General features: G+C 63.2%; 12 protein-coding genes. 5 read left to right on the top strand and 7 right to left on the bottom strand.

Going from position 1 to position 17,186, the window contains the following annotated elements; translation table 11 throughout:
- The first annotated feature begins 1,033 nt into the window (after positions 1-1,033).
- The 4 genes from GNZ13_RS22355 to GNZ13_RS22340 all read left to right on the top strand — a co-directional run bounded on the left by GNZ13_RS22355 (position 1,034) and on the right by GNZ13_RS22340 (position 7,509).
- The gene (locus tag GNZ13_RS22355) at positions 1,034-2,470 is read left to right on the top strand and encodes a sigma-54-dependent transcriptional regulator (RefSeq protein ID WP_172168134.1); all 1,437 of its coding nucleotides are present in this window, start codon (positions 1,034-1,036) and stop codon (positions 2,468-2,470) included.
- A 144-nt stretch (positions 2,471-2,614) separates the two neighbouring features.
- Entirely contained in the window at positions 2,615-4,276 is a 1,662-nt protein-coding gene (locus tag GNZ13_RS22350) for an MFS transporter (protein WP_172168132.1), read from the top strand.
- Positions 4,277-4,391: 115 nt separating this feature from the next.
- A complete protein-coding gene (locus GNZ13_RS22345; RefSeq protein WP_172168130.1) occupies positions 4,392-4,742 on the top strand; it encodes an NIPSNAP family protein in 351 nt (116 codons plus the stop codon).
- A 193-nt stretch (positions 4,743-4,935) separates the two neighbouring features.
- Positions 4,936-7,509, top strand: coding sequence for a mechanosensitive ion channel family protein (locus GNZ13_RS22340; protein WP_172168127.1), 2,574 nt, complete (start codon positions 4,936-4,938; stop codon positions 7,507-7,509).
- 22 nt (positions 7,510-7,531) lie between these two features.
- On the opposite strand, the gene GNZ13_RS22335 is transcribed toward GNZ13_RS22340, so the two are convergent.
- The 4 genes from GNZ13_RS22335 to GNZ13_RS22320 form a co-directional block, all read right to left on the bottom strand.
- Entirely contained in the window at positions 7,532-9,808 is a 2,277-nt protein-coding gene (locus GNZ13_RS22335; protein ID WP_172168125.1) for an ATP-dependent DNA helicase, read from the bottom strand.
- Positions 9,805-11,571, bottom strand: a complete 1,767-nt coding sequence (locus tag GNZ13_RS22330; RefSeq protein ID WP_172168123.1) for a VRR-NUC domain-containing protein — start codon at positions 11,569-11,571, stop codon at positions 9,805-9,807. Before GNZ13_RS22330 ends, GNZ13_RS22335 begins: the two co-directional genes overlap by 4 nt.
- 120 nt (positions 11,572-11,691) lie before the next feature.
- Entirely contained in the window at positions 11,692-12,441 is a 750-nt protein-coding gene (locus GNZ13_RS22325; protein ID WP_172168121.1) for an SDR family NAD(P)-dependent oxidoreductase, read from the bottom strand.
- A 27-nt stretch (positions 12,442-12,468) separates the two neighbouring features.
- Positions 12,469-13,116 carry a glutathione S-transferase family protein gene (locus GNZ13_RS22320; RefSeq protein ID WP_172168119.1) on the bottom strand — a complete coding sequence of 216 codons (648 nt, stop codon included), beginning with the start codon at positions 13,114-13,116 and terminating at the stop codon, positions 12,469-12,471.
- A 257-nt stretch (positions 13,117-13,373) separates the two neighbouring features.
- On the opposite strand from GNZ13_RS22320, the gene GNZ13_RS22315 reads away from it, so the two are divergent.
- A complete protein-coding gene (locus GNZ13_RS22315; protein WP_172168117.1) occupies positions 13,374-14,270 on the top strand; it encodes a LysR family transcriptional regulator in 897 nt (298 codons plus the stop codon).
- Positions 14,271-14,341: 71 nt separating this feature from the next.
- On the opposite strand, the gene GNZ13_RS22310 is transcribed toward GNZ13_RS22315, so the two are convergent.
- The 3 genes from GNZ13_RS22310 to GNZ13_RS22300 are packed head-to-tail and all read right to left on the bottom strand — an operon-like array spanning position 14,342 to position 17,056.
- A complete protein-coding gene (locus tag GNZ13_RS22310) occupies positions 14,342-14,938 on the bottom strand; it encodes a LutC/YkgG family protein (RefSeq protein ID WP_172168115.1) in 597 nt (198 codons plus the stop codon).
- Positions 14,925-16,316 carry a lactate utilization protein B gene (locus GNZ13_RS22305; protein WP_172168113.1) on the bottom strand — a complete coding sequence of 464 codons (1,392 nt, stop codon included), beginning with the start codon at positions 16,314-16,316 and terminating at the stop codon, positions 14,925-14,927. Before GNZ13_RS22305 ends, GNZ13_RS22310 begins: the two co-directional genes overlap by 14 nt.
- Positions 16,313-17,056 carry a (Fe-S)-binding protein gene (locus GNZ13_RS22300; protein WP_172168111.1) on the bottom strand — a complete coding sequence of 248 codons (744 nt, stop codon included), beginning with the start codon at positions 17,054-17,056 and terminating at the stop codon, positions 16,313-16,315. Before GNZ13_RS22300 ends, GNZ13_RS22305 begins: the two co-directional genes overlap by 4 nt.
- Positions 17,057-17,186: the final 130 nt, after the last annotated feature.

Here is a 17,186-nt window from a genome sequence, read left to right as displayed (position 1 = left end):
TGCTCGAACGCGGTGCCTGTCGTTATTGCCATCCATTTCTGCCGTCGACTTCGAGTCCGCCCAATTTGACGGAAAAAGTGGCGAGGTCAGTGCTTCACGTCGTCCGGTGACGAATGACCGATGCTTCGTATCGGTCATTCGTTCCGTTTTTTTTGACATCCGTTTTTCAGTGGCCCCGCCGCACCCCCGTAAGACACATTGGCTTCCCCGGCCGCGCTTACGAAGACCATGTTTGCCGCCGGGCTCCGGCTGCTGCTTCCCCGTGCCTCAGGAACCAGGCGGCAACGCATTCGCTTTTGAAGCTCCTAATGCAATGGCCGTGCCATGCACCTTCAATCCCTTGCTGCAAGGTGATTTTCGCTGCAACGTACCGCGCCGGATCCTGCCTCATGTCACACTTGATTCGAATTCGACACGCGGTGGGTTCACCCTCTAAGGCATTGCGGAAGGATCTATGCGTTTGCACGATTGGGTGCACGCCTGATCGGACCACGTCCGGCCGCACTTTGCGGCGTGGCCCGGTCAAATATGCCGATGCTTCGGGCCACGAAGCAGCTTTCGCAGCAGTTGCCCAATATGTCGCAAGCGTGAGACACGGCGATTCGACGGCGCGGTATCCGTCACCCGATTACCGCAATGCGGCCGGCAACGCCGTGTGGCATACCGCACCCAGCCGGGGTTGACCGGCTATTTTTGAACGGCAGGCTGACACGTCGCGACGAGAAAAACGTTTCTGAATCCAGATTTGTTTGTATGGCGCTCGAAAGCGCTTTCGCTTATCGTTAAGCAATGCGCCACGTAGAGCGCTCGTGTCAGACCACCGAGGTAAGAAACGGCTTTTGTGATTCGGGGATGAAATAGCCAGGCGGTTTCAGCGTTGAACGCTGTTCTGCTGCCTGTCCGAAGTGCAGCACCTCGCGGCTCACACCGCCGCTCCATGCCCCCGCCATTGCCGCTGCCGTGAATGTGTCATTACCGGTCTGTCCAGTTCGTCGAACAGCAGTTCTGAGAGCAGCAACGATCCGGGGGTTACATGAATACCACTTACACGCCTGTCGACACCGAACGCACCGTTCTATACGTGTCGAACTCGCCCGATCAGGATCTCACCCGTTTCCTCGCCGCATCGGGCTGGCAAGCGGTGCATGCCAAGAGCACGGCGATCGCTGAACGCATGATCGAGCGCGGCAATATCAAGGTCGGCCTCGTCGAACTACCCAGTGACTGCACATCCCGCCATTTGTCCGCGCTAGCCTCCTGCATGCGGCGCGTCGAAACCAATTGGGTCGCGCAGATCGCGCCGGGCCAGTCGGAAAACGAACTGGTCAGCCGCTTCATCCTCGACTATTGCTTCGATTTCGTTACGCGGCCGTGGCTGAACGAGCGGCTGGTATTCGCGCTCGGCCACGCACACGGGCTGTCGAGCCTGCGGCACCCGCCAGTCGCACCGGAACCCTCGCTCGGCCAGCACGGTATGGTTGGGCAATGCGAGGCCATGCAGCAGTTGTACCGGCGCATCGACAAATGCGGCGTGACCGAGGCGCCGGTCTTCGTCGCCGGCGAATCGGGCACTGGCAAGGAACTGACCGCCCGTGCGATTCATGAGCGCTCGCCGCGCGCCGGCCGGGCGTTCGTCGCGATCAATTGCGCGGCAATTCCGCCGAGCCTGCTGCAAGCCGAGTTGTTCGGCCACGAGCGCGGCGCCTTTACGGGCGCGTTGCAACGCAAGATCGGCCGGATCGAAAGCGCTAACGAGGGCACCCTCTTTCTGGATGAAATCGGCGACATGCCGCACGAGTGCCAGGCGGTGCTGCTGCGCTTCCTGCAGGAAGGCACCATCGAACGGCTGGGCGGCAGTGGGTCGATCAACGTCGACGTACGGGTGATTTCGGCGACCCACGTCGATCTGGACAAAGCCGTCGAAGACGGCCGCTTCCGCGCCGACCTGTATCACCGCCTGTGCGTGCTGCGGCTCGTCGAGCCGCCGTTGCGCGAGCGCGGCGGCGACATCAAGCTGCTCGCCAACTATGCGCTCAGCATGTACCGGCAGGATGGCGCGCGCAAATTGCGCGGGCTGTCGAGCGACGCGATTGTCGCCATGTCGAACTATTCGTGGCCGGGCAACGTGCGCGAGCTGATCAACTGCGTCCGCCGTGCCGTGGTGATGAGCGAGGGGCGCTTTATCACGGCGAGCGACCTCGGCTTGCCGGAAGCCGACAACGGGCCGGCCGTGACGCTGGCGGAGATCCGCAGCAAGGCCGAAAAGGACGCCATCGAGCACGCGTTACAGCGGCACGGCTACAAATTGTCCGAGGCCGCAGCCGAGCTCGGCATTTCGCGCGCCACGCTGTATCGCCTGATGCATGCGAACCGGCTGCATCAGGAACCGGCGGCCGGGCGCGCGTCGAGCGCCAACGGCGGCACGGATGCGGACGAAGAAGCGGAGCGGCAGGCGCCGTCGCTGGTTTGATCTCACAGGCCGCCTAAGCCGGCGAACTTCCGCAAATATTGCCGCATCGGGTGCTGCGGTCCGGCGCGCCGGACGTCGTAACGGCCTATCGGATCCCCGTTGGCGTTGCTATTCTGAAAGCCGTTCATCCACCCGGGAGTGGAAGTGGCCGATCAGCACGCTCCGGCGCTCGTGCGCCGCCCCTCCTCCGTCCTCCCCGCCCAGGCGAGTCCGTGCGACACGCTCGCCATCCACGCTCAGCCCCTTAGCTTCGATCGCCCGTGCCGGCGCAAAAGGCTCGCGCTCGCCGCGACCATCCTCGGCTCGAGCATGGCGTTCATCGACGGCTCCGTGGTCAACGTCGCGCTGCCGTCGATCCAGACCGAACTGGGCGCGAGCGTCGCCGCGATCCAGTGGGTGGTCAACGCGTATCTGCTGTTTCTCGGCGCGCTGGTGCTGGTGGGCGGCTCGCTCGGCGACCAGCTCGGCCGGCGCACCGTATTTATCGCGGGAATCGGCTTGTTCACGCTGGCCTCGATCGGCTGCGGCCTGGCACCAGGCGTCGGCGCCCTGATTGCGGCGCGCGCCGTGCAAGGCATCGGCGCGGCGCTGCTGGTGCCGAGCAGTCTCGCCATCATCGGTGCGGTGTTCGACGACAAGGAGCGTGGCCAGGCGATCGGCACCTGGGCCGGCGTCGGCGCGATCACCTCGGCGGTCGGGCCGGTGGCGGGCGGCTGGCTTGTCGATGCGTTTTCGTGGCGGGCGATTTTCTTTCTGAACGTACCGATTGCGTGCGCAACCATCGCGCTGGCGGTCATCGCCGTGCCGGATAGCCGGCAGGAAGACGATCCATCCGGCCCAGACCCTGCGCTCAAGGGGCACGCGCTGCCCAGGCTCGACTGGCCGGGCGCCGTCACAGCGGCCGCGGGGCTTGCCGCGTTGACCTACGGCCTGACCATCGCGTCGGCGCGCGGCTTCGGCGACCGCTGGGTGCTGGCTTTGATCCTCGGCGGCCTGCTCGTGCTGACCGGCTTCGTCGCGCTCGAAGCAAAGGCCCGCAATCCGATGATGCCGCTCGACGTATTCCGTTCGCGCGACTTCGTCGGCGCGAACCTCGTTACGCTGCTGCTCTACTTTGGGCTGGGCGGCGCACTGTTCTTCCTGCCGTTCACGCTGATCCGCGCGTATGGCTATAGCGCGACCGAGGCAGGCGCCGCGCTGCTGCCGGTGCCGGTCACGATCGGCCTGTTGTCGCGTTTCACCGGCGGCCTGACGGGCCGTTATGGCGCGCGGACCCTGCTGAGCATCGGGCCGGTGATCGCGGCGCTTGGCTTTGCGATGCTCGCGCTGCCCTGGGTACACGGTGAATATTGGCGCGGCTTCTTTCCAGCGCTTGTCGTGCTCGGACTCGGCATGACGATTACCGTCGCACCGTTGACGACGACCGTAATGACGTCGGTATCCGCCGCGCGTACGGGCGTCGCCTCGGGCATCAATAATGCCGTCGCCAGGGTGGCGAGTCTGCTGGCGATTGCGGTGCTCGGCATCGTGTTCGTGTGGTCGCACGACGCGGCGCTCGACGCGCGGCTCGATGCGTTGAATATCCCTCAAGAGGCACGTCAGGTGGCGCGTCTGGCACAAGCCGGTATGGATGCGGCCTCCGCGCCATCCGGCGCCGCGCAAAGCGCTTCGCATGCCGAAGTGACTCAGGCCCAAGCCGAGGCTTTGGGTGCGGCGCTGCGGGCGGTGGCGCTGGTGTCGGCGCTTTGTGCGCTAGCCGGCGCGGCGCTGGCGGCTGTGACGATCCGCTCGCGACGCGAGCCCTAGAGAGGCAGGACTATCTCATCAACAGTTCAGAAAACAGTGAAACGTCGCGGTCAACAGGTCACCATACTGGTACTCAGGTACCTCAGACCACCACTACCCGATCGGGAGCCTGCACATGACGATTACCTGCTTTATCCGTTATCAGATCGACCCATTCCAGCGCGATGCCTTCAACGACTACGCTCGCAACTGGGGCCGCATCATCCCCCGCTGCGGCGGTCATCTGATCGGCTACTTTCTGCCCCACGAAGGGACCAACGACATCGCCTGGGGCTTGATTGCGTTCGATAGCCTCGCCGCATACGAAGCCTATCGGGCGAGGCTGCGAGGCGACGCCGAAGCGCGCGAAAATTTCCAGTTCGCACAGACCAAGCGCTTCATTCTGCGCGAGGAGCGCACCTTCACCGAGGTAGTTGAAGGCACGCTTGGGGTGCCGGCGATGGGCGCGGTGGACGCAACGGAATAGGCATCGTCGGGCAAGTTTTTTGCTACCTGACATGACAATTCGAACCGGCTGGCCGAACCCTTGGGTGACCACCGAAAGCCGCCACGGGTGGAACTTGTAAGGCCAAACCCGTGTCGGTTCGGAGATCTCGCCGCCGAATCGACCTATCTGTCCCGGCACCACCGTCCGCACCCGGTACCCTGTTTTACACCTTATGCGCAAAATACTTCACGCCTGGTTTCTCGTTTTTCTCATCCTGAGCGCCGCGCCGGTCTTTGCCGCCGTAGCGCAACCCGCCGCCGTATCCGCGGCATCCGGCGCGGCGATCGCCCTGACGCCCGAACAGGCCCGCCAGGCCCTCAGCGTCCTCAATGACCCCACACGCCGCGCGCAAGTCAGCGACACGCTCCAGGCGATCGCCGCAGCGGGCGCACTCAGCGCTCCGCCCGCCTCAGCGGCGGCGGCGGCTTCGGCCCCCCCGGCCGCCAGCAGCGCCGCCGCGGTCGTTCCAGGCGCATTCCAGTCCAATGGCCTCGCCTCGCAACTGGCGCGTCAGGGCGCGCATTGGGCCGTGCATCTCGGCACGTCATTACGCCGTTCGGTCGCCGCGCTGCTCGACGTAGCGTCGGTGCGTGCCTGGTGGCATTTGCAATCGACCAACCCGCAAGCGCGTAGCGTGCTGGGTCATGTCGTCTGGTCGCTGCTGGCGGCGCTGCTGCCCGCGCTCGGGCTCGAATGGCTCGCGCGCCGCGTGTTGCGCCGCGCGTATGCGGCCCTCGCCGCGCGTCGCGAACGTGGCGAAGACAACGCTGCGCCGCAAGCCGACCTGCCCGGCGCGTCCGCAACGACGCCCACGCCCGCCACCGGCAAAATCACCGAAGCCAAAGGCAAGCAGAAGGCCGTGCATCACTTGACGCTCCTGCAGCGTCTGCCGCGCTCGCTGCTGACGGTGGTGCTGCGCCTGTTGCCGCTGGCAGTGTTCGTCGCCGCGGCCAGCGCGCTGATGTCGATCGTCACCGGCGACGGCACGCCGCAAGACCGCGCGCTCGATTCGCTGATCGACATCTACGTGCTGTGCCGCCTGATCGTGATAGGCAGCGGCTTCTTCCTGCAGCCCACCGCGCCGCGCCTGCGTCTGTTGCGCATGGGCGATGCGTGGGCCGTCTTCGTGCAGCACTGGATCGTGCGGATCGTCGCCGTGGTCGGCGCAGGTTCGGCGATCGCGGAGATCGCGCAGGCACTCGGCCTGAACGACGCGGCGCATCTCGCGCTGTTGAAGGTGGTCGCGCTCGCCGGCCACATCATGATTTCGATCCTGATCCTGCAATGCGCGAAGCCGGTCGGCGAATTGATCCGCAAGCGCTTCGCCGCGCGCAAATCGCTGGAAATGTTCGGCAATGCGCTCGCCGACGCATGGGCGTGGTTCGCGGTGTTCATGGTGATGGCACTATGGTTCATCTGGGCGCTCGACGTGCAGAACGGCTATCACACCCTGCTGCATCTCGGCGGCATTACGCTGGCAATCCTGGTGGGCGCGAGGGTCATCGCGATCGTGATTTTCGGCGCCATGGCTCGGCTATTCCATGTACAGGGCGACGCGGAGAAGTCGCTCGTGCAACAGCACGCCTACCGCTATTACCCGCTGCTGCGGCGAGTCGTCGCGTGGATCATCGGCATCGTCACTGCGCTCGCGCTGCTGCAGGTATGGGGCGTCGACGTGGGCGAGCTGTTCCAGGCCGGCACGATCGGCCATCGGCTGGCTTCGGCGCTGGTCACGATCGGTGTCGCTGCCGTGATCGCGCTAGTGGTGTGGGAAAGTGCCAACGTGGCGATCGAAAAGCGGCTGGACCGCTGGACCGCCAGCGGTGACCTGGTGCGCGCCGCGCGTCTGCGTACACTGCTGCCGATGCTGCGCAGCGTGCTCTTCTGCGTGATCGCGCTGGTGGTGGTGCTCACCGGCCTGAGCGAACTCGGCGTGAACATCGGGCCGCTGCTGGCGGGCGCGAGTATCTTCGGCGTGGCGCTCGGCTTCGGGTCGCAAAAGCTGGTGCAGGATTTCATCACCGGCATGTTCCTGTTGATGGAAAACGCCATGCAGGTCGGCGACTGGGTCACGCTCGCGAGCGTGTCCGGTACGGTCGAATATCTGTCGATCCGCACCGTGCGCTTGCGCGGCGGCGACGGGTCGCTCTACACCGTGCCGTTCAGTTCGGTCTCGACGGTGAACAACACCAATCGCGGACTCGGCAATGCGGCGGTGAAGGTGAATATCGTGTTTGGCGAGGACGTCGATCTGGCGATCGACACGCTGAAGGAGATCGGCGCCGCGCTGCGCGAGGATGAGAAATTCAAGGACGGCATTCTGTCCGACTTCAGCTTCTGGGGCGTGGATGGGGTGGATGGCTCGGCGGTGACGCTGGCCGGCCAGATCCAATGCCGCGACAGCGCGCGCTGGGGAGTGCAGCGCGAATTCAACCGGCGCATTGTCGACCAGTTCAGCGCGCGCGGCATCGAAATCGCCAACCCGCAGCGGCATTTGCTGACGTGGGACCCGGAGAGCGTACCGGCCAAATTCGAATCGAACGGTGCAGCGAATGACGCCCCCAAGGCTGCAACGAAGGACTCAGCGAAGGAAGAACCGCCTTCAACGCCGCCTGCCGACGGCTCGCTGAAGGCGGCCGCCGGGAAGGCCGATGCACCGGTGGAAGATCAACTGGCCGTCGACCCTAAACCGGCCGGTGGCCCAGGAACGCCAGCAAATCCTGGTTCAACTTCTCCGCATGAGTGAAGTACAGGCCGTGCTGGTTGCCCTACTCCACCTGCCACCAGCGCGGCAATAAACGACGCACTTCCGGCCGCCGGTAGCGGTCGTCGATCAGATGCACCACACCCTGATCCTGCTCCGTGCGAATGACCCGGCCCGCGGCCTGCACGACCTTCTGCAAGCCGGGATACAGATACATGTAGTCGTAGCCGTTGCCGAACTTCGCGTCCATCGTGCGGCGCATCTGTTCGTTGACGTCGTTCATCTGCGGCAGGCCGAGCGTGGCGATGAAGGCGCCGATCAGTTGCTGACCGACCAGATCGACGCCCTCGGAGAACGCGCCGCCTAACACCGCGAAGCCCACGCCCTGGTTCATGGTGCGAAAGCGCGCGAGGAACGCGTCGCGCGCTGCCTCGTCCATGCCCGGTTCTTGCGCCCATACCGGCAGTTCCGGATGACGCTCGCGCATCAACGCCACCACCCGCTGCAGATACTCGAAGCTGCTCAGGAACCCGAGATAGTTGCCCGGCTGCCCGGCGTACTGCTTCGCGATCAGATCGACGATGGGCACGAGCGAACGTTCGCGGTCACGCCAGCGCGTCGATACATTGCCCGCCACACGCACCTGCAACTGCTCGGCGCGGAACGGCCCTTCGACGTCGAGCCAGTTCGTCTGCTCGGGCAGACCGAGCGTGTCGCGATAGAAATGATGCGGATTGAGCGTGCCGGAAAACATCACCGTGGTGCGCGCGGCAGCGTAGCGCCCCGCGAGGAACGGTGCCGGGATCACATTGCGCACACATAGCGTGGCGTTCGTTTGGTCGCGCGGCGCGTAGCGATCGGTGGTGAGCGTGATATCGAAAATCGAATGCTCGCCGAACTGCTCCGCCAGCGCGACGAAATGCATGGCGTCGAAGAAAAACCGCAGCGACGCTTCGTCGATTGAAAGCGGTGCTTCGGCGAGTTGATCCGTCACCGCGCCGATCAGATTCTGTGCGGCCGAAAGCAGTTTGCCGGGCGCGTCGGCGTAGACCTGATAGGTGTCCGTCTGCGCGCGCTTGACGGCGTTCCACTCGCGCTGAAGCCGTTCCAGCGGCTTCTTCAACGTCGCAGGCGCGGTTTTGCGGGCGAGCCGGAACGCCGCCTGATCGAGCGACGCGCTGTACATGCGCCGTGCCCGGTCGAGCAGGTTGTGCGCCTCGTCGACCAGCACGCCGACGCGCCACTGATTGATCTGCGTGAGCGCATACAGCATCGCGCTGCTGTCGTAGTAGTAGTTGTAATCGCCGACCACCACGTCGGACCAGCGCGCCAGTTCCTGCGCGAGATAGTACGGGCAGACGTCGTGCTCGAGCGCCGCTTCGCGCACCGACGCGCGGTCGAGCTTGGGCCCTGCCAACGCCGTGCTGCGAGCCGCATCGAGCCGGTCGTAGAAGCCGCGCGCGAGCGGACAGGACTCGCCGTTGCAGGCCTTGTCGGGATGCTCGCAGGCCTTGTCGCGCGCGACCAGTTCCAACGTTCTAAGCGGCAAGCGCGCCGGGGACGGCGCGGCGCTGTGATGGAGCGTTTCGATCGCATCGAGGGCAAGCGCGCGGCCCGGCGTCTTCGCGGTAAGGAAGAACACGCGGTCGATCTGGTCCAACGCACACGCCTTGAGCAGCGGAAAAATCGTCGCAAGCGTCTTGCCGATGCCGGTAGGCGCCTGCGCCATCAACGGCTTGCCGTCACGCGCCGCGCGATACACCGACGCCGCAAGCTCGCGCTGCCCGCTGCGGAACTCGCCATGCGGAAACTGCAAGGCGCTGAGCGCGGCATTGCGCGCGGCGCGATGTGCCTCTTCCTGCACGGCCCAATCGAGAAAGCGCTCGCATTGCTCGACGAAGAAAATCTCCAGCTCACGCGCAGTGTGCGTTTCAGTCAGCGACGTTTCCTTCTGACTGCCGATATCGAAGTAGACCAGCGCAACCGTCAATTCGGCGAGCCCGCGGGCGCGGCATAGCAGATGGCCGTACACCAGCGCCTGCGCCCAATGCAGCGTGCGGTGATTAGCGGGCATCCGTTCCAGCGCGCCACGATGAGTCTTGACCTCTTCCAGCCGGTTCGACGCTGGTTCGTAACCGTCGGCGCGGCCACGCACGGTCAAGCCGCGATGCGTGCCGGTCAGCGTGATCTCGGTTTCGTAGCCGCTCGCGCGCCGCCCGGCGACCGTCACGTGGCCGGCCATGCCTTCCAGCGAGGTAGGCGCGGGCGTGAAGCGCAGATCCAGATCGCCGCGCCTCGCGGTGAATTCGCACATCGCTCGGACGGCGACCACGTAGGTCATGTGGCGATCTCCGCCGCGACGTCGGACGCAGCGACGTCTTCATCGGCCCATCGCACGTCGAGCACGCGCACCGGCATGCCGTGCTGCGCGCAGTATGCGAGCCAGCGGATCTGGTTGTCCTGCAAGCGGTCGCCGGGGCCTTTTACTTCGATCAATTCATAACGGCGCTCGGCCGGCCAGAAACGAATCAGGTCCGGCAGGCCCGAGCGGTTGCTGCGGATGTCGCGCAGCAGCCGCTCGAACCACAGTTTCAGATGCGCGGCAGGCAGGCAATCGAGCGCCAATGCGACCAGGTCCGGTGTCAGCAAGCCCCAGAATACGAACGGCGATTGCAGACCTGCCTTGTTTTGCAGATGCCGCAGAATCGTCTCGCGATAGGCATTGCTGTCGAGTTGCATGAGACACGCGGCGAATTGTTCGGCGCGGCGTGCGTGAAAATCCGGCGCATGCAAATCGGCCGGCCCGCGTTGGAACGGATGGAAAAACGCGCCGGGCAGCGCCGCGAACACCGGCTCCCAGCACAGCAAGCCGAACAGCGAGTTGATCAGCGCGTTTTCGACGTAATGAACCGGCGCCGACTCGCACGTCAAATGATCGCGTGCGACGTATTCGACCGGTTGCGGCGCCTCAGGCCTCGGCAGCACCAGTGTGCTGCGCTCGACCGGCCGTGCGGCAGGCACACGCGCCACCCGCTCGCCGCGCTTGCGCTGCAAACGCGGCAGCATGCGCGCGACGCGCTGCGCTTCCTCTTCGTTTTCGGGCCCGGCAGCGGCTTGCGAAGCGAGGGCGAAGGCTTCGTCGAATCGTTCGCTGCGCTCCAGCACGCGCAAGCGCCGATGGCGCGCGCCGGGCCACGCGCAACGCTCATATACGGCAAGTGCAGCGGGCCAGTTCTGTTGACGCTCGCAGTACTGCCCGATACGAAACAGCAGTTTCGCGCGACGCGTTTCGAGCCAGGGATTCGAGGTTTCGATCGCGGCGATCTCGGCGACGAGCTCGTCGATCGCCCTGGCTTCAGCGTCACCCGTGGGCAGCCATTCGAGTGCTTCGCGGCATGCATGCAGCGCAAGGTACACGTCCACGTCCACGCGTTGCTGAAATGCGCGCGACGACGGAGCGAATGCAACCTTCTCGTACTGGAACACCCCGAGATCGGCAAGCACGAACTCCGACCAGTCCTGTTGCAGGTTGCCAAAGAACATCAGGCGCAGACGCTCGCAGAGCGGCGCGATAACGACGTGGAAGACGCGGTCGGTGGTCTGGCTGTGCCACGTGGACAACGGATGTGCAATGGCGCCTCGTTCTTCACCCTCACCCTCACCGTCACCTTCGTAAAACGGCCGCAGCGTTTCCAGCAGATCGGGTTTGCGCAAGCCCTTCGCGCCGGGGATCAACGCGATAGCGTCCGCAAAGACCAGCAGCAACTCGGGACGCGTGGTGAGCGCGAACAGATCGTCAAGCGTCAGGCCCGGTTCGGCATCGACCCAGCCGAGCGCTGCCAGGGGCGCAACTGCCTGCAAGGGGCAACCGATCTCGTCATAAGAAAGACGGCTGGCACGGAACAGCGTGCCCTTGCGCATCAACATGCGAACCAGCAATGCGCGCGAGGGCTGCGGCAAAGCGGCGAAATCGCGCAGGAAGCCATGCTCGTGCGCGTCCAGCAGATCGTCGTAACGCTCGGCGAGCCACGCCAGCGCACGCTCGAAGTTCAGCAGGTAATAAGGAGCATCAGAGCGGATGTCTGACGGAGCATCTGTCGCCACGGGGTCTTCACGAAACCTGTATGTTTATACAGTGATGATATCAAAGTCCGTCTTCATCGATAAATCGCTGCTTGGCAAAATCGGCTCAAAACGAAAACGCCGACAACGTCGAAATCAGAATCAAAGCGCAGTCTTACCGCCGTTCACCCCAATAATCTGCCCCACCACGAACGTCGACTTGGGCGACGCAAGGAACAAAATAGCATCGGCGATTTCATCCGGTGTGCCGAAACGCTTTGCCGGGACACCGGCTTGCACTGCCTGCCTGCGCTCGGCGCTTCCGGTAAAACGATCGAGCATGCCCGTTTCCACCGGACCCGGCGCAACAGCGTTCACACGCACGCCGGCAGGTGCGCCTTCCAGCGCAGCCGCTTTTGTCAGCCCTTCGACGGCATGCTTGCTCGCGACATACATCGAAGCACCCGCCGCACCACGGCTGCCCATGGTCGACGAGATGTTGATGATGCTGCCGCTCTTCTGCGCCAGCATCACACGCATCTCATGCTTAAGGCACAGGAGCGTGCCTAGGACATTGGTGTCGAATGCCGTTGCGTACGTCTCAGGAGTCTGCTCGACCACAGGACCAGGCACGCCCTCGGTCCCGGCGTTGTTCACGGCAACATCGATTCGGCCAAAGCGCTGAACTGTGTAGTCGATCAGGGCACTGACTTCGTTCTCGTACCGTACATCGGTCTTCACGAACTCGACCTCAGTACCCCCGTGCAAGCGCAGTTCGCGGGCGAGATCCTCACCCGCGTCCGCACGGCGACCCGAAACCACAATCTGCGCACCTTCGCGCGCAAACGCTACAGCAGTCGCACGACCAATACCCGTCAGCGAACCAGTGATAAGTACAACAGGTTTGCTCATGATGTAATCCAGTGAATCGACAGAGTGTTAGGCCTTCGAGGCAGGACGGTTTGATACCTTCTCGTACCATGCCCGCAATGCCGTGTGTTCGGAGGGCACCGTCACTTTCATTCCAGTCGCCGCAAAGTCGATCGTTACCAGCGTCGTAATATCGGCTGCCGAAAATTCGTCACCCGCCACGAACGGAACGGCCTGAAGGCGCTCATTGAAGTCGGCAAAGAAGTTGGCCACACGCAGCTTGCTGCGCTCGACGATCTCGGGGATCTGTTCGTAGGCATGCGGACCCGACAAGGCACGGCCTTTCAGACCGGCAACGGCGTTTCGCACCCCCTCCATGACCGCAGCAAATCCGTTCAGTTCAGCGCGCCGCTCCCACATACTGACCAGCGCCTTCGTTTTGGGTGTCGTGCCCAGCAAGGGCAGATTCTTCGGATACGCTTCCTCGAGGTAGCGCCAGATTGCCGGCACTTCGCCGATGGACGTGCCATCGCTCAAAACCAGCGTAGGCACTTCACGACGCGGGTTGATCGCGCCGTAGCCTTCGGAGAATTGCTCCTTCGCGCCAAGGTCAACAGGCACGGTCTCCACTGATATTCCTCTCTCCGCGAGATAGATTCGCACGCGACGAGAGTTCGGGGAGGCGTTCGATTGATAGAGTTTCAGTTCTGAGGACATGGTCTGATCCGTGTCATTACGTTATTGAAGTGGAAACGAGGCGTCCCGTTTGATTACAAGCGAGTCCCCTTCTGTAGGTATGGCTTTCTGTGCACGAGGGGACTGACCGAGGATCCCAAGCTTCGAGGTGGAAAACCTTGAAATACGATGCTTTGAGAAGGAATTTAGGGGGTGATGGCAGAATAGAAAAAGACTTAATAAGCTGGGTGGCATGCTTGGAAGGCATGGCCAGGCAAAAGCGACATCGTGGAGGGATCATGGAATTGCGGCACCTTCGATACTTCATCGCCGTCGCCGAGACAGGAAGCCTGACGGTCGCAGCCGAACGCCGTTTGCACACCTCGCAGCCATCGCTGAGCCGGCAAATTCGGGATCTGGAAGACCAGGTTGGGGTTGAATTGCTAAGCCGCAGTGCGCGCGGCGTGGAACTGACTGCCGCTGGAAAGGCCTTCATCGATCACGCGCGGCTGGCGCTGAATCAGGTGGATGCCGCCATTGAAGCGGCCAGACAGGCAGCACAGCCGTACAAGCAGCGATTTGCGCTCGGATTTCTCACTGGGCAAGAGATGACCTGGCTGCCCAGAGCCATGCACATCCTTCGAGATGAATTGCCCAATGTGGATGTCACGGTGTCCAGTGGGTATTCGCCGGACCTTGCCGAAGGAGTTGCACGAGGCAAACTGGATCTGGCATTCATGCGCGCCGAGCCAGACTTCGATCTTGCCTATCAAGTCGTGAGTCAGGAGCCGCTGGTGGTGCTGATGCCCAGCGACCACGTGTTGGCATCACGCGACGTAGTCTCTCCCCATGACCTTGCCGATTACCCTTTTATCGCCATGGCGAGCAAGGCGAAGGTAGTGCGTGCGGTGATCGACGCCTACCTGGAGCGTTCCGGCATCGAAATCGTGCCGACCCAAACCGTCGATAACCCTGCGATGGTCATGTCCTTGGTGGCATCGACCCGAAGTCTGACGCTCATTCCGGCGTACCTCGAGAACTTGATGCCGTGGTCGGTGGTTAGCCGGCCCCTGGCTGGCGATGTGCCGCAAATCGATCTGGCTATCGGCTTCAGCAAGGCGAATATGTCGCCCGTCTTGAAGCTGTTCCTTTCAAGAGTGGACGACCTGATCACCCGGCCAGCCCCTGGGCCGTGATCGAATCAATAAGCTCTTTCTGTTCGCGTCCGGAAGAGAACAGGCGTTGCTCCTTAGAGCCAAGGCACCCACTAGATTCCCTGCGGTTCGGCCACCCACACCACCGTCAACGACCGCACCCCCTGCGCGCCCCGAATCAGCACGCCTTCGATATCCGCCGTGGCCGAAGGCCCGGTAACCAGCGCCGCATAGCGTGCATCGCGAAAGTCGTCGCGACGGTACGCATCCTGCAAACCGTCGAGCAACTGCGCCGGATCGAGCAGCACCACCAGATGCTGCACGATGTACCCCAGCGCGTTGACCACATACTCGCGCTCGCTGAACCACACCGAGCCGGTTTCGGCGACGCCGAAGCGCGCCCGCACCACGCCCACTTCGATATCCTGCAACGAAGCCGGTTCGGTTTCAGCCGTGATCACACGTGTGCCAGGCACTTCGGGCGTCGCCGACGCCACCGACGCCGCATCACCGAACCGCTCACGGATCAGCGCAAGCACGTCGCCCGCAGCCGGCGCTTCGACACAGTTCCCACCCATCGCCTGCAATGCCGTCGTGAAGCGCGCCCGCAAATCCCCGCCCACCGAAGTAAACAACGGCACATCGGGCCGTGGACGCGCCGGCGGTTGCGCCTCACGCACCCTCGCCAGAAAAGCTTCACGCGTTGCCATCGCCACCTCCACGATTCTTCTTGTACCAGGCGTGGAAGGTCAGCTTCGGCGCCTCCGGCAACTCACGCTGCCGGCCCCAGATGTTGAGCGGGTTATACAGCACGAAATTCGGCAGCCGCCGCAGCGCGCCGCCCATCGACGATACCGTCGCCCGATACAGCGTCGGACTCGCGAGCAAGCGCCCCGCCATCTTCAACACTTCCTGCTTCACGAACGGCACCTCATGACGCTCGGCGATCACCGTGCGCCATTTGTAGATCTGCTCGTGAATATTGATCTTCACTGGACATACATTCGTACAACTTCCGTTGAGCGTCGACGCGAACGGCAACGCGCTGTAACGTTTCAGATCGAAGGTCGGATTGATAATCGCACCGATCGGCCCCGAATAGGTGCCGCCATACGACAAGCCGCCACTACGCCGGTACACGGGGCACGTATTCATACACGCGCCACAGCGAATGCATTTGAGCGAATACCAGAAGTCCTCCATCGCGAGCCGCTCCGAGCGGCCATGATCGACGAGGATGAAATGCATTTCAGTGCCCGGACGCGGCGCGCGAAAATGCGAGGTGTACTGCGTAATCGGCGAACCGAGCGCGCTGCGCGACAGCATGCGGATAAATACGCCGAGGTCCGACACCTTCGGAATCAGCTTCTCGATACCGATCGACGCGATATGCAGCGGCGGCACATTCGCAGACAGATCAGCATTGCCTTCGTTAGTACACGCCACGACCGTGCCCGTCTCCGCCACCGCGAAATTACAGCCCGTCATGCCGGCCGTTTTCTCGCGCACGAAGTACGGCCGCGTGTTCATCCGCTGGCTTTCGGCGAGATAGTGAATATCGCTGTTCTTCGGATCGGTGCCGATAGTGCGGCCGAACAGTTCGGCCACATCGGCACGCAGTTTATGGACCGCAGGCACCACCATATGGCTCGGGTCCTGATGATCGAGCTGCTGGATGCGCTCGCCGAGATCGGTTTCCATCACCGTAATGCCGCGCGGCTCGAGATACTCGCGCATCTTGCATTCGTCGGTGAGCATCGACTTGCTTTTGACAAGCGTGGTCATGCCGTGCTCGGCCATGATCTTGTGGACCAGCGCATTGTGTTCTTCAGCCGTCGCGGCCCAGTGCACCACGACGCCATTGGCTTCAGCCGCAGCGGCGAACTGTTCGAGGTAGTCGGACAGATGCGACAGCGTGTGTTCCTTGATGCCCGATGCCAGTTCGCGCAGCGTCTCCCATTCTGGAATGCCGTGCGCCTGCGCATCGCGCTTCTCACGCAAATCCCACAGACGCTTGTCGTGAAACGCGACGTGCTCCGTTTTCCTGATGAAAGCGCCCGCGGCTTTCGCGTGATCGATCCGGCTCATGCGCGCGCTCCATTCAGGACCTGCGCGATATGGATGAAGCGTGCGTCGGCTTTCATCCGTTCCGCGCAGCCTTGCTGGTGCATCAGGCACGACATATCGCCCGATACGATGTACTCGGCGCCCGCGTTCAGATGATCGCGGACCTTGTCCTGCCCCATGCGCACCGACACCGGCTCTTCGGTCACCGAGAAGGTGCCGCCAAACCCGCAACATTCATCCGGCCGCGACGGCTTGACGAATTCGATGCCTTTGACGCCTTCGAGCAAGGTGCGCGGTTTCGAAAACGGCGCCCCGGCAATCTCCGAAACCGACGCCTCTTTCAGATGCCGCAACGCGCTGCAACTGTTATGCAGGCCCACGCGATGCGGAAACTCGGCCCACGGAAACTCACGGGCACCGACCACGTCATGCAGAAACTCGACGAGTTCGTATGCGTTGGCGCGAATCTTCCTGACTTCATCGGTCTGCTCGAGCGCGGTCAAATGCTCGCGCACGTGATGAATGCAACTCGCCGACGGCCCGACGATGTAGTCGTAACCGGCGAAGTTACGCGCAAACACGCGCTCGGCGCCGGCTGCCTCGGCGTGCGCACCGCTGTTGGCCATGGGCTGGCCGCAGCAGGTTTGCTCCTGCGGATAGTCGACTTCGATGCCGAAGCGTTCGAGCAATTCGAGCGTGGCGATCCCCACCTCGGGATAGAACGCGTCGATGAAGCAAGGGATAAACAGGGCGACTTTCATAAGCTCATTGAAAAGAAAAACGACAGCCGGTGATTCACCCACTCCACTGCGGGAATCACGGCGGCGCAGGCGTTTCCCGCCGACGCCATGCGTCTGGCCGGTCAGCGTGGCCGCTCATTGCGCTCGCTCA

This window comes from Paraburkholderia elongata (assembly GCF_013177735.1).
GTDB classification, from domain to species: Bacteria; Pseudomonadota; Gammaproteobacteria; order Burkholderiales; family Burkholderiaceae; genus Paraburkholderia; species Paraburkholderia elongata.
Note: the sequence above shows the minus strand (reverse complement) of the source record. Positions and strands in the feature narration are given on the sequence as shown.

What these genes read in the sequence shown, in the direction of transcription:
- GNZ13_RS22305 (WP_172168113.1), bottom strand. Translation starts at nt 16,316, where the DNA reads ATGAGCCGGATCGATCACGCGAAAGCCGCGGGCGCTTTCATCAGGAAA.
- GNZ13_RS22355 (WP_172168134.1), top strand. Translation starts at nt 1,034, where the DNA reads ATGAATACCACTTACACGCCTGTCGACACCGAACGCACCGTTCTATAC.
- GNZ13_RS22300 (WP_172168111.1), bottom strand. Translation starts at nt 17,056, where the DNA reads ATGAAAGTCGCCCTGTTTATCCCTTGCTTCATCGACGCGTTCTATCCC.
- GNZ13_RS22320 (WP_172168119.1), bottom strand. Translation starts at nt 13,116, where the DNA reads ATGTCCTCAGAACTGAAACTCTATCAATCGAACGCCTCCCCGAACTCT.
- GNZ13_RS22345 (WP_172168130.1), top strand. Translation starts at nt 4,392, where the DNA reads ATGACGATTACCTGCTTTATCCGTTATCAGATCGACCCATTCCAGCGC.
- GNZ13_RS22310 (WP_172168115.1), bottom strand. Translation starts at nt 14,938, where the DNA reads ATGGCAACGCGTGAAGCTTTTCTGGCGAGGGTGCGTGAGGCGCAACCG.
- GNZ13_RS22340 (WP_172168127.1), top strand. Translation starts at nt 4,936, where the DNA reads ATGCGCAAAATACTTCACGCCTGGTTTCTCGTTTTTCTCATCCTGAGC.
- GNZ13_RS22335 (WP_172168125.1), bottom strand. Translation starts at nt 9,808, where the DNA reads ATGACCTACGTGGTCGCCGTCCGAGCGATGTGCGAATTCACCGCGAGG.
- GNZ13_RS22315 (WP_172168117.1), top strand. Translation starts at nt 13,374, where the DNA reads ATGGAATTGCGGCACCTTCGATACTTCATCGCCGTCGCCGAGACAGGA.
- GNZ13_RS22325 (WP_172168121.1), bottom strand. Translation starts at nt 12,441, where the DNA reads ATGAGCAAACCTGTTGTACTTATCACTGGTTCGCTGACGGGTATTGGT.